Raw genomic sequence first — 12,187 nt, forward strand, 5'->3', positions numbered from 1 at the left:
ATACCGATAAAAGCAGCATCAAATCAATTTTCCCAACGCCTCTTTAATCCGTTTCACAGCTTCCCGTAATTTATCTTCTGCAGCAGCGTAGGAGAGGCGGATACAATTATCATCACCAAAAGAATCTCCGCCAACAACGGCAACATGTGCTTCTTCTAATAAATAAATAGAAAGTTCGGCAGCATCAGCATAAATCTTTCCGTTGTATTGTTTTCCAAAATAAGCGCTTACATCCGGGAAGAAGTAAAACGCACCATCCGGCAAATTCACTTTTAAATTAGGTATTTCTTTCAGCAGATCATAAACAATATCCCGACGTTTTTTAAATTCCACACGCATCTTTTCCACACTTTCCAATCCGCCTTCTAAAGCTGCAACACCAGCTTTTTGGGTGATAGAACAGGTTCCGGAAGTAATTTGTCCCTGTAATTTATCACAAGCGGTAGCAATTTCTTTGTTAGAAGCTGTGTAACCAATGCGCCAGCCTGTCATGGCGTAAGCTTTGGAAAAACCATTGATGATAATTACACGGTCTTTTACCGATTCAAATTGTGCGATAGATTCATGCTTCGGTAAATAGCTGATGTGCTCATAAATCTCATCAGACATGATATAAATTTGAGGATATTTCTCAAACACTTTTACCAAACCAGCCAATTCTTCTTTGCTATAAACACTTCCTGTTGGGTTACAAGGCGAAGAAAACATAAACAACTTGGATTTTGGTGTAATTGCAGTTTCCAATTGTTCCGGCGTAATTTTAAAATCCTGCTCTGCTGTTGCATTTACAAAAACAGGTTCTCCTTCTGCTAATTTCACTACTTCCGAGTAAGAAACCCAGTACGGCGTTGGAATAATTACTTCATCACCCGGATTAACCAAACACAAAACAGCGTTTGCAATAGCTTGTTTGGCTCCGGTAGAAACTACAATTTCTGAAGGATCGTAATCCAGATTATTCTCAGTTTTTAATTTATTTGAAATGGCTTTACGTAAGTCCGGGTAGCCGGCAACTGGTGTGTAATACGTAAAGTTTTTGTCCATTGCTTCTTTTGCAGCAGCTTTTATATGTTCCGGCGTGTGGAAATCCGGTTCGCCAAAACTTAAACTGATTACATCTACGCCTTTTGCAGCCAGTTCGCGGCCTAATTTAGCCATTTTGATGGTTGCAGATTCTGAAAGGTTGTTTATTCTATCGCTTAAAATACTCATACTGATTGGATTATTGGCGGCAAATATAGAAAATAACTTTAAAGCCAATTTCGGCAGGTTATTTATATTTTTGCAGGATAAAAACAGCATTGTGCAACATCAGAAAAGAATTATCCTTTATGCGTTAATTACCGGGGCTATCCTGATGGTTGCCAAGTTTGCTGCATATTTTATTACTGATTCCAACTTCATTTTAACCGATGCTGCCGAAAGTATCGTCAATGTTGTAGCCAGTGCCTTTGCTTTTTTCAGCATCTGGTTTTCTGCCCGTCCGCGCGACATCAACCATCCTTACGGACATGGTAAAGTGGAGTTTTTCTCCGTTTTCCTGGAAGGGGCGCTCATTATGGTTGCGGGCATTATTATTCTGATCAAATCTGTTTACAATATTTTTTATCCACACCAAGTGCAGGAACTGTTAACCGGTGCCATTATTATCGGTATTACTGGTATCATAAACGGTTTGCTTGGTTTTTACATGATTAAGCAGGGAAAAAAGATGCTTTCCATTACCATTGAAGGCGACGGCCGGCATTTAATAACAGATGCGGTAACCAGCGCAGGTTTAGTGCTCGGATTGGTACTTATTCATTTCACTAAAATACTGGCGCTGGATAGTGTTCTTTCTATCGTTGTGGGCCTGTTTATTCTTTATACGGCTTATAAACTGGTGCGTAAATCTGTTGCTGGTTTAATGGACGAAGCCGATTTTTCGATGGTTGATGAAATTCTTAAAATCCTGAACGAAAACCGAAAAGAGGAATGGATCGATATTCATAACCTGCGTGCACAGCGTTATGGAAACGAGCTGCATATCGATTGCCACATGACACTGCCAAATTATTTCGACTTAACCCGCGTACATTACGAAGTTTCTAAAGCTGATGAATACGTAAACAAGTTTGCACATATTAAAACCGAGTTTTTTATTCATGCTGATCCTTGTATACCCCAATGCTGTTACTATTGCCGGATGCCCAATTGCCCCATCCGTTCCCATGAAAAAACAATGGATTACGTTTGGGACATGGAACGTGTAGCGCAAAACAACAAGCATTTTGCAACAGAACCAAGTCCGGTTTTACAAGCCTTAAACACCTGATATTTTTGCTGATGCTTCTTTTACCTGCTTAAAATTTATGCTGAAAAAATATCCTTTTAACGTGCGTGTTTATGGTTTGCTCATTAACGAAAATGAGCAGCTTTTAATCAGCGACGAGCAGGAATACGGCATGCGTTTTTCCAAGTTTCCAGGAGGCGGATTAGAATACGGAGAAGGTTTGATAGACGGATTAAAGCGGGAATTTATAGAAGAATGCAATTTTGAAGTAGAAATTATCAGCCACTTTTACACAACAGATTTTTATTTGAAATCAGCTTTTGATGATACACAAATTATCAGCGTTTATTATCTTGTTAAAAACATTGCTCCCATAAATTTGCCGGTAAAAACAGTACCGTTTGATTTTGATGGCGAAAGTGCAGATGGAATTTTACAGTCTTTCCGCTGGCTTGATCTGAATCAGCTTAAAATAGACGATGTTACTTTTCCGGCCGATCAAAAAGCTGTGGAATTACTTTTAAATACAATAAAATGAATTGGACCGAACGCGATTTAAAAGTTATCTGGCATCCGTACACACAAATGCAAACTGCTGCGCCGCCAATTCCGATTGTTAGAGGAGAAGGCGCACTTTTGTTTGATGATAAGGGAAAAGCTTACTTGGATGCCGTTTCTTCCTGGTGGGTAAATATTCATGGCCACGCGCATCCTTATATTGCCGAAAAAGTTTCCGAACAACTCAAAACTTTAGAACATGTTATTTTTGCAGGTTTCACACATCCAACGGCTATAGAATTAGCGGAAGGCTTACTCTCAATTCTCCCCGAAAACCAGCAGAAAGTTTTTTATTCTGATAATGGTTCTACAGCGGTAGAAGTTGCCCTAAAAATGTGCATGCAATATTGGGGCAACCAGGGCAAACCCCGTACTAAAATCCTGGCTTTTCATAATGCTTACCACGGCGATACTTTTGGCGCTATGTCGGTTAGCGCGCGCAGTGCTTTTACGGCTTCTTTTGATCCGTATTTGTTTGAGGTTGAGTTTATTGATTTGCCAAATGAAGGAAATATAGAAAGTATCAAGCAAAAGCTGTCAGCTATCAGCCCTGAACTCATTTGCTTTATTTTTGAACCATTAGTTCAAGGTTCAGGCGGAATGCTGATGTATGAAGCCAAATATTTAGACGGGTTGATGAAGCATTGCCGCAAGGAAGGTGTTTTGCTGATTGCTGATGAAGTAATGACTGGTTTTGGCCGTACCGGAAAACGTTTTGCAATGGATCATTTGGAGGAAAAACCAGATTTGATGTGTTTCTCCAAAGGATTGACCGGCGGAACAATGCCTTTAGGAATTACCACTTGTACCAACCAAATTTATGATGCTTTTTTATCCGAGGATAAACACAAAACTTTGTTTCACGGCCATTCTTTTACGGCAAATCCAGTTGCTTGTGCGGCTGCTTTAGCCAGTATGGATTTATTTATGGATCCAAAAACGATGACAAACATAGAACGGATTTGCAAACGGCACAAAGAATTTGCCGATAAAAACAGCATCAACCCAAAGCTGAAAGAGGTACGGCAAACCGGAACAATTTTAGCAATGGAATTTAATGTAGAAAGTGGAACGTCTTATTTCAGCAATTTACGCGACCAGCTTTACCAGTTTTTCCTGAGTAAAAACATTATTCTGCGTCCGCTTGGCAATATTATTTATTTTTTAACGCCTTATTGTATCACCGATGAGCAGTTAGGCCAGCTTTATGCTGCTGTTGAAGATGCATTAGAAACCTTTTAATTATGAACACAAACGCTTTATTTTCATCCATAATTGCCAATCCAATTTTACATGCTAAATGGCTGAACACTTTATCTCTGATGGAGAATACCGGCGCACGGAAAATTTCTGCAAGTGAAGATACGGAAACCGTAACCTACATCATTTTAAAGCATGCTGCGGAAGAACATCGCCATGCTTTTTACCTGAAAAAGCAATTGGAAAAGTTAGGTGAAAATTTATGTCCCACTTATGCTGCTGATTATTTATTAGCGCCCCGCGATAGCAGGTTTTATTTAAACCGTTTAGATGTAGAAGTTTGCCGCTACTTAAAAAAAGAATTGCAATTATCAGGGAAAGAACTTCGTTTTGCAGCTTATTTATTGGTTACTTATGCTATTGAAGTTAGGGCTGATGAATTATATCCGGTATATCAGGAAGTTTTAAGTGAAGCAGAAAGCAAGGTAAACGTAAAATCAATTATTCTGGAAGAAGAAGGCCATTTGGAAGAAATGATCAACCAGTTACAACAATTTTCTCCGGAATGGGAAAAACATGCGGTAAAAGCAGTAGAAATTGAGGCAACTTTGTTTAACAATTGGTTGCTAAGTTTAGAAAAAGAAGTTGTTGTTGATGTAAATTAACTAGTTGTCATCTTGATCAAAAGGGAGAGATCTTCTTAAAAGCGGTTTGATCTTACTTATTCAATGAAGATTTCTCCCTTTTGATCGAAATGACAAATTTGTTAATTGATAACCGGAAAAGTAGCAACCCAGGTGCAAAGGTCTGAACGGGTGCCCAGATCAGTTATTCTTGATTTTTTGGTTCTTTTTTATTAGGAAAAAAGAACGCAAAAAAGAAATTAATTTCCCCTCCATTCCAAATATTCATACTTCAACTCAGGATGCTTTTTCTTAATCAACTCTTCAGAATATGCTTCTTTTATGCCATTAAAAACAACACTGTTAATAGGTAAACGTTCATGTTGCAACATTGCAATAGAAAGCAAAGTATGGTTAATGCTTCCCAAATAATTCATCACTACCAAAACAACTTCGGCCTGTAATTGCTTAATTAAATCGATCATAAAAAAAGTATCATTTAACGGAACCATTAATCCGCCAGCACCTTCCACAATTAACCGGTTTTGTGTTTGAGGGAGAATGATTTTTTTCGGATCAATCACAATTCCATCCAGTTCAGCAGATTTATGCGGAGAAAAAGGCTGCGTTAAACGGTAAGCTTCGGGATGAAAAACAGAAGTTTTGTTTTTAACCATACTTCTAACTTTCATGGTATCGGATGCATCCAAGTCGCCGGATTGTATCGGTTTCCAGTAATCAGCCTGCATTGTTTCTACCAGATTTGCAGAAACATACGTTTTACCAACGCCGGTACCGATTCCGGTTACAAATAAAGGTTTTGGAGGAGTGTTCATCGTAAATAGTTCATTGTTGATAGCAAATGGAATCGCGGTTACTGCTCATTTCCATTTATTAAAGCTGCAAGTTTAGTAATCTCTTCAGTAGAATTGTAAGCATGAATGCAAATTCGCAGCCTTTCCATTCCTGCCGGAACAGTCGGACTTAATATCGCCCGTACATCAAATCCGTTTTTTTGAAGATATTCGGCAATTTGTTTGGCATGAGCATTTCCGGGAGCAAGTACAGACTGTATGGCGCTGTTACTTGCAATTAAAGAATTGGCTTGCTTCTTTTGCACCTCTTTTTTAAATAACCCGATCAGTAGTAATAATTGATTTTGTTCTTCTGCCGAATTTTCCAGCAACTGGTAAGCCATTTGAGTAGTTAAAAGCTGATGAAAAGAAGGTGCCGTAGTATAAATAAAAGACCGTGCAAAATTGATGAGGTAATTGCGCAGATTTTTGCTGCCTAAAACAATTGCTCCGTGAGAACCCAAAGCTTTTCCGAAAGTTACCGTTCGCGCAAAAATCTGCTTTTCTAATTGCAGTTGCTGCACCAATCCTTTTCCAAAAACACCAGTTGCATGGGCTTCATCTACAATTAAGTTTGCGTTGTATTTTGCTGTTAGTTGGCTCATTTCTTTTAGCGGAGCTGTATCTCCATCCATCGAATACACACTTTCTACCGCTACATAACAAATGCCTTTTACATTTTTTAACTTTTTTTCCAGATCGTCCAGATCATTATGCTTAAACGAAAAACGGTTGGCATAACTTAATCTTGCGCCATCAATAATACAGGCATGTATCAGTTCATCAGTAATAATAGTATCGCCCTTTTGCGGAAGGCAGGAAAATAAGCCGAGGTTAGCATCATAACCGGAATTAAAAATTAATCCGGCTTCTGCCTGATGAATAGTTGCAATTTGTTGCTCCAGTTCTTCTGTAAAAGCAGTGTTGCCCGATAACAGCCTCGAACCACCGGAGCCATTTAAATAAGCAGGATATTTTTTGATCTCAGCTTGGACCAATGCTTTCAGTTTTTCAGATCGTGCAAAACCTAAGTAATCATTCGAGCAAAAATCAATTAAACCTGATGCTGTTTTTAGCACCCTAAAATTGTCATCCTGTAAGCGTTGTGCTAATTTTTGCTGAATAAACTTTTCTGCCTGGTTCAACTTACTTTAATTTTGCGCTAAAATAAGAAAAGCGGCCCGGGGCCGCTTTTCAGAAATAAAGATAAAAATTATTTTTGAGGTGAAGGAGGGGCACCAGCACCGCCGCCATTACCACCACCACCGCCATTTTGCATTCTGGCACGCATTTGCGCTTGTTGGTCGGCTAACATTTTATCATAAGCAGTAGCCTGATCAGCGGTTAAAACAGCTTTAATTTTTGGGGTAGTCATTTGTCTTACAGACATCATTCCCTGCATCATTGCCTGGCGGTCACCATTGGCAGCAGTTCTAATACTATCCATTTTGGTAGCCTGCATTTGCAAAATGGAAGTAATTTTAGTTGTTTGATCGTCATTTAACTTCAATCGCGTTTGCATTTGTTTTGCCTGATCGGCAGGAGACATTCTTTGTCTGCCACCACCCTGAGCCTTGCTTAAGGAAGTTATGCCTGCTACAAAGCAAAGCATTAACAATAATTTTTTCATAGTTTTTAATTTAGTTTATTGGATAAAGATAGTATCCTCAAGTTTAACTAAAAACATGTAACTTAATTGTTGCCTTGTTGCAATTTGGCAATTGACTTTTGCATTTGTGTCATCATCGAAGTTAAACTTTCCATTGTTGGGTCTGGCGTTGGTTCCGGAAAGTGCATGGAAATATAAGCTTTGGATTTCCAGATTTCCAGAATATCTTCCGGGCTGATTTCGTAAGGTTCGTAAACCGGGTTGTCTGAAACTAATTTCAACTTTTTGTTCGGTTTAAATTTATTGCCGATCCGTTTATAAACCACGCCGTCGTCTTTACTGATAACTACGTAGGTTTCTCCGGATTTAATTTCCGACCAGTTTTCTAAATATTCAGCAACAATAATAGAACCCGGATAAACCGGCAGCATCGAATCCCCAGTGATTTCAAAAGCACGGTAAGTGCCTTGTTTTAACATTGGCAAATGGAACTTGGGCAATTGACTGATAAACTCAGGATCAGCATAGCCATTTAAGTAACCTGCGCTGGCTTTAAAAGGGACCAGTTCAATATTTTGCCTGTCTTGGCTATCAACAGAAACACTTAAAATGCGTACATTGTTAGTTTCTGCCTTTGGTTTCGGCAAATATTTGTCGTTAATGTCTTCGTTAATAAAATCTCCGATTGGGATTTCAAAGAAATTTGCTATTATATTTAGCAATTCGTACTTCGGATCAGCACGGTCTTCTTCGTATGCACCAACTAATGATCTTTTGATATGTAGCTGATCTGCAAACTGTTGCTGCGTTAATCCTTTTTTCTTCCGAAGATATTTAATGTTTGATGAAATTTTTGACATAAAATTTGGTATTGCTAATTATATTAGTACCTTAGTGCGAATAAAATTAGTAATAAATATTAATTATGCAAAATTTAAATGTTCGTTCGGCAACAAAACCAGGAAAAAAAATTATGTATATTATTACTGACCGTAACCGGAACAGTTTACACGTTGGTATGTGTTCTGATCTGGTAAAAACGTTGCAGTTTTACAAGCAAATGCCCAACCTGTTTTTTAACAGTTCTGACCAGTTGAACCGTTTGATTTATTTTGAAGAATTAAACTCGGAAGCAGTTGCTGTAAAGCGTTTTGAAATGGTTAGTTGCTTTACCAGGAGCCAGAAAGAAAAAATGATCCGCTCGGTTAACCCAGATTGGGTTGATTTAACTTTGGGCTTAAAATATGAATCCGCTTTAAATTAATAAAGCGGATTCATATATTTAGGTTGATAAAAGAAGTATGCTGTTATTTCTTGATAAACTTAAACGCAGCTGAATTCATACAATAACGTTTTCCGCCTCTGTTGGCAGGGCCGTCATCAAACACATGGCCTAAATGGAAGCCGGTACTTTTTTCGATCACTTCATCGCGGTCCATACCGTAACTGCTGTCATGCACAATTTCGATTTTACTCATGTCAATCGGTTTAACAAAACTTGGCCAGCCGGTTCCTGATTCAAATTTATCATCCGAAGAAAACAAAGGTTCTCCGGTTGCAGCACTTACGTAAATCCCTTTTTGATGATTGTTGTAATAAGCATTTTGGAAAGGTGGTTCCGTTCCTCGTTGTACCATAATTTCATAAGCTTTCGGCGAAAGTTCTTTTTTCCATTCCGCATCTGTTTTTACAATTTTTCTTTTAGGCTGATTGCTGGCAACCTTATTTTGTCCGTTTATATTCTGACATCCGAAAAAACTAACAGATGCAGCGGTAATTGCAATTAATATTAAGCGTTTCATGGTTATAGGAACGAAATTATGCTGAAAAAAGTTTTGATCCCTTGTTGTTTGAAACAAGTTAAAACTTGATTTGTAACTAAGAATAACCATATTTCTATAGTTATTTGAAAGAATTAAACAGTAATGACAGTATCTATAAATTTTAATTAAATCGTTTCTCATCAAACACAAGTTTAAGCAAAAAAAGCGAACTTGCGACACTTATAAGAATATAGCTCAATAATGGTTAATTACTCTACTGTAAAAGAAAAACTTCAAATTGAAGTAGATAAAACAAATAATAACGATTTGGCTAACTTGACCCATTATTTTCAAAATCATTTGAACGGGATTGCACAACATTACCAACAGCCAGCAATAGATTATTTATACTCATTAAGGGAACACTTAAACATTATGGAAGATTTGCAAATGCAACTTTACTTGCCAATGAGGTTTGATATTCCGTTTCCACCGCCCGAGCCTTATGATTTTACATTTATTGACCTTTTTGCTGGCATTGGTGGTTTTAGAATTCCGTTGCAAGAACTAAAAGGTAAATGCGTTTTTACTTCTGAATTTAATTTTCACGCCCAAAGAGCTTATGAAATTAACTTTGGTGAAGTGCCATTTGGAGACATAACAAAACTTGATTTAAACATTGTTCCAAACCACGATGTACTAACAGCAGGTTTTCCTTGTCAACCTTTTAGTATATCAGGAAAGATGAGGGGATTTGAAGATACAAGGGGTACACTTATTTACAGCGTTTTTCAAATAATTGAAATGCGAAAACCGAAAGTTGTGTTTCTTGAAAACGTAAAACATTTAGTACACCACGACAAAGGAAACACTTTAAGAACTATTATTAAAGACTTAGAATTGTTGGATTATAAAGTTTCGTGGAAAGTATTAAATGCATCTAATTTTGGTGTAGCACAGAATAGGGAGAGGATTGTAATTATCGCCCATCGATCGGATTATTTTGATTTTTCAAAACTGGAAACTAAGCCTAAAACAATATTAAAAGATGTTTTGGATAAAGATGTTGATTTTGAGTATTTAAACGAGCCTTTTACAATTATTAAAGATTTCAAGAAACAGGAATCAGGTTTGGTATTTATAGGTTATCGTAACAAAAAAATTCGTAAAGCTGGTGTAAGACCAGGAACCGAACATTTATCACGGGTTCATAAACAACCTAATAGAATATATTCGACAGAAGGATTGCATCCAGCGCTCCCTTCACAAGAATCTTCAGGACGGTTTTGGATTTTTGATGAAGGAAAAGTAAGGAAATTGACGATTGCGGAGTGTTATAAAATTATGGGTTTTCCAGAAAATTTTATAAAAATTAACAATACATCAGAATTGTATCGACAAATTGGTAATTCTGTTTGTATCCCAATGATCAAAGAGATAGCAAAACAGATTAAAGCCCAACTTTTGTAAATGGCAGCAACGATAAAAGAGTTTTTGAATGAACAATATACCAATGCCATGTTAGCTATTGGTTCAGATGATACAATCAAAAGTGACTTAAACCAAGCAAAACAAGCACTATTAAATACGGTTTTACAATATTCAGAATCTGCAAAAGGTGTACTAACAGTTTTTATTACAAGTGTCGTTTATAAAATACTGCATCCAAAACAAGATATTAGAAATCATCAAGAAGGCATTCAAAATGGGTATTCTGGAAGGACTTTTGACAGTAAAAATATTACGCCTTTTTTAAAACAGTGCAAATTTCCTGCAATGGCAGAGAGTGGTTGGCTCACACGTTCGTTAGAACAAAAAGTACCTTATGATAAAGATTACAAAGGGGCAATTAACCCCAGTGGTTTAAAGGCTGCATTCCTAACTTTGCTTGAAAACATACAAAATGGTGCTAACTGCACAGATTACCTAAGTTATATATTACAAGGGCTTATACTAAAGCGAAATCAACATACAATCGATTTAGCAAAACCAACAACACTTTCTATCAATTCAATTTTAAATGTTTTAGATGTACATTTTCATGCTTCATACAAAGCAGAAGGTGCATCGAGACTTCCTGTTCTAGCATTTTATGCCATTTATGAATGTTTAATAAATGAGGCAAAGCGATTTAAAGGTAAACAACTTTTACCAATTGAAAGCCATACATCAGCAGATGCAAGAAGTGGCAGAATTGGAGACATCGAAATTATTGACGAAAATAACCGTTCTTTTGAAGCAGTAGAGGTTAAGCATGGTATTACAATTTCCCTTCAGCTTGTTTTAGATGCATATTCTAAATTTCAAACTACGGCTGTAAACCGTTATTACATTTTGTCCACTGCCCCAAAAACAAACAAAGAGGAATCCCAAAAAATCGAGAAAGAAATCCAGCGTATTAAAAATGTCCATGGTTGTCAATTAATTGTTAATGGTATAATGCCTTCATTAAAGTATTATTTACGTTTGCTTGACAATAGTTTTGAATTCGTTGATAAATATGTGAACCTTTTAGAAAACGATACAGCATTGAAATTTGAACACAAAGAAAAGTGGAATAAGATTATTAGTGAGCTTAACTAAAGCTACTAAATATTAATCTGTTAACAAGTCTATACAATTCTTCCTCAATAACTTCAAACGATTGTCCAAAGAAGCCAAACTTGTTTTATCATTCAACTTCTGGTACAAGCTTTTAATCAAATTTAAAGTTGTATCGTCGTGGTCGCAAGCTTCGGCTTTTTCCAAATGCGGCAATGCTGTTTTTATCAACCTAAAATATTGTTCCTGGTACTTTTGCTGTTCGGCTGGCTTGGATTGCGATTGATTGATTTTCTCAACCAAAGTATTTGCTGGCAAAAGGTACAAATAACCTAAAGCCCGATGTGCAATGTAATAATCAGGAACAGCAGCAACAACTTTTTCATTATAAATAATGGCTTTATCAGTTTGCTGATGGTCTTCATACAATTTGGCTAAACTTCTGTAAAAATTGGTTTGTGCTTTTTCCGGCAGTTTTTCCGGACTTGCTAAAATGCTGTCTGCTTTTTGCAAGGCAATGTTTGGCTGGTTTTTCCATTGTGCCTCGTTAAAATCCAGGTACAAGTTATACACCTTGGAGTTGTACTGCGCTTTAACCGAAGCAACAGTAAACATCAGCAGGAAAACAAATGCTGTTTTTATCATGGTAAAAAATTGAACGGTTAAATTAAAATTAAAAATAGGTTTTTTGTAAATTGGCTGATACTTCTTTTACGGTATAAAAATTTAGGTTCGTTCAGAAAAAGAAATATATTCGTACATCATTT

14 protein-coding genes are annotated in these 12,187 nt (G+C 37.0%); 7 read left to right on the forward strand and 7 right to left on the reverse strand.

All coding sequences use genetic code 11. The features are described 5' to 3' along the window. Window positions 1-18: 18 nt before the first annotated feature. Window positions 19-1,212, reverse strand: coding sequence for a pyridoxal phosphate-dependent aminotransferase (locus GO621_RS12715; RefSeq protein WP_198170235.1), 1,194 nt, complete (start codon window positions 1,210-1,212; stop codon window positions 19-21). 13 nt (window positions 1,213-1,225) lie between these two features. Between GO621_RS12715 and GO621_RS12720 the strand changes: the two genes are divergently transcribed. The 4 genes from GO621_RS12720 to GO621_RS12735 are packed head-to-tail and all read left to right on the forward strand — an operon-like array spanning window position 1,226 to window position 4,695. After that, the gene (locus GO621_RS12720) at window positions 1,226-2,314 is read left to right on the forward strand and encodes a cation diffusion facilitator family transporter (protein WP_232335652.1); all 1,089 of its coding nucleotides are present in this window, start codon (window positions 1,226-1,228) and stop codon (window positions 2,312-2,314) included. A gap of 37 nt (window positions 2,315-2,351) precedes the next feature. Further along, window positions 2,352-2,810 (forward strand): NUDIX domain-containing protein, encoded by a 459-nt coding sequence (locus tag GO621_RS12725; RefSeq protein WP_157567601.1) that lies wholly within the window; start codon window positions 2,352-2,354, stop codon window positions 2,808-2,810. After that, window positions 2,807-4,072 (forward strand): adenosylmethionine--8-amino-7-oxononanoate transaminase, encoded by a 1,266-nt coding sequence (gene bioA / locus GO621_RS12730; RefSeq protein WP_157567603.1) that lies wholly within the window; start codon window positions 2,807-2,809, stop codon window positions 4,070-4,072. The genes GO621_RS12725 and bioA overlap by 4 nt, the downstream gene beginning before the upstream one ends. Window positions 4,073-4,074: 2 nt before the next feature. Further along, window positions 4,075-4,695 (forward strand): hypothetical protein, encoded by a 621-nt coding sequence (locus GO621_RS12735; RefSeq protein WP_157567605.1) that lies wholly within the window; start codon window positions 4,075-4,077, stop codon window positions 4,693-4,695. Between the two features lie 218 nt (window positions 4,696-4,913). Here GO621_RS12735 and bioD read toward each other — a convergent pair whose 3' ends face one another. The 4 genes from bioD to GO621_RS12755 form a co-directional block, all read right to left on the reverse strand. Next, on the reverse strand, window positions 4,914-5,489 hold the full coding sequence (bioD, locus tag GO621_RS12740) for a dethiobiotin synthase (protein ID WP_157567607.1): 576 nt from the start codon (window positions 5,487-5,489) through the stop codon (window positions 4,914-4,916). A gap of 38 nt (window positions 5,490-5,527) precedes the next feature. Further along, the gene (locus tag GO621_RS12745) at window positions 5,528-6,652 is read right to left on the reverse strand and encodes an aminotransferase class I/II-fold pyridoxal phosphate-dependent enzyme (protein WP_157567609.1); all 1,125 of its coding nucleotides are present in this window, start codon (window positions 6,650-6,652) and stop codon (window positions 5,528-5,530) included. A 68-nt stretch (window positions 6,653-6,720) separates the two neighbouring features. Further along, complete coding sequence (locus GO621_RS12750; RefSeq protein ID WP_157567611.1) at window positions 6,721-7,137, reverse strand: hypothetical protein; 417 nt, start codon at window positions 7,135-7,137, stop codon at window positions 6,721-6,723. 62 nt (window positions 7,138-7,199) lie between these two features. Next, window positions 7,200-7,976 carry a LexA family transcriptional regulator gene (locus GO621_RS12755; protein ID WP_157567613.1) on the reverse strand — a complete coding sequence of 259 codons (777 nt, stop codon included), beginning with the start codon at window positions 7,974-7,976 and terminating at the stop codon, window positions 7,200-7,202. Between the two features lie 65 nt (window positions 7,977-8,041). Between GO621_RS12755 and GO621_RS12760 the strand changes: the two genes are divergently transcribed. Beyond that, window positions 8,042-8,380 carry a GIY-YIG nuclease family protein gene (locus tag GO621_RS12760; protein ID WP_157567615.1) on the forward strand — a complete coding sequence of 113 codons (339 nt, stop codon included), beginning with the start codon at window positions 8,042-8,044 and terminating at the stop codon, window positions 8,378-8,380. Between the two features lie 43 nt (window positions 8,381-8,423). Here the strand turns inward: GO621_RS12760 and msrB are convergent, their stop codons facing one another. Then, window positions 8,424-8,918 (reverse strand): peptide-methionine (R)-S-oxide reductase MsrB, encoded by a 495-nt coding sequence (gene msrB, locus GO621_RS12765; RefSeq protein WP_157567617.1) that lies wholly within the window; start codon window positions 8,916-8,918, stop codon window positions 8,424-8,426. 222 nt (window positions 8,919-9,140) lie between these two features. Between msrB and GO621_RS18860 the strand changes: the two genes are divergently transcribed. Further along, window positions 9,141-10,349, forward strand: coding sequence for a DNA cytosine methyltransferase (locus GO621_RS18860; protein WP_198170236.1), 1,209 nt, complete (start codon window positions 9,141-9,143; stop codon window positions 10,347-10,349). Further along, on the forward strand, window positions 10,350-11,462 hold the full coding sequence (locus GO621_RS18865; protein ID WP_198170237.1) for a hypothetical protein: 1,113 nt from the start codon (window positions 10,350-10,352) through the stop codon (window positions 11,460-11,462). It abuts the gene before it with no gap. Between the two features lie 12 nt (window positions 11,463-11,474). Here the strand turns inward: GO621_RS18865 and GO621_RS12775 are convergent, their stop codons facing one another. Further along, the gene (locus GO621_RS12775) at window positions 11,475-12,065 is read right to left on the reverse strand and encodes a hypothetical protein (RefSeq protein ID WP_157567619.1); all 591 of its coding nucleotides are present in this window, start codon (window positions 12,063-12,065) and stop codon (window positions 11,475-11,477) included. Between the last annotated feature and the right edge of the window lie 122 nt (window positions 12,066-12,187).

The sequence above is a fragment of the Mucilaginibacter arboris genome (genome assembly GCF_009754915.1).
Lineage (GTDB): Bacteria > Bacteroidota > Bacteroidia > Sphingobacteriales > Sphingobacteriaceae > Mucilaginibacter_A > Mucilaginibacter_A arboris.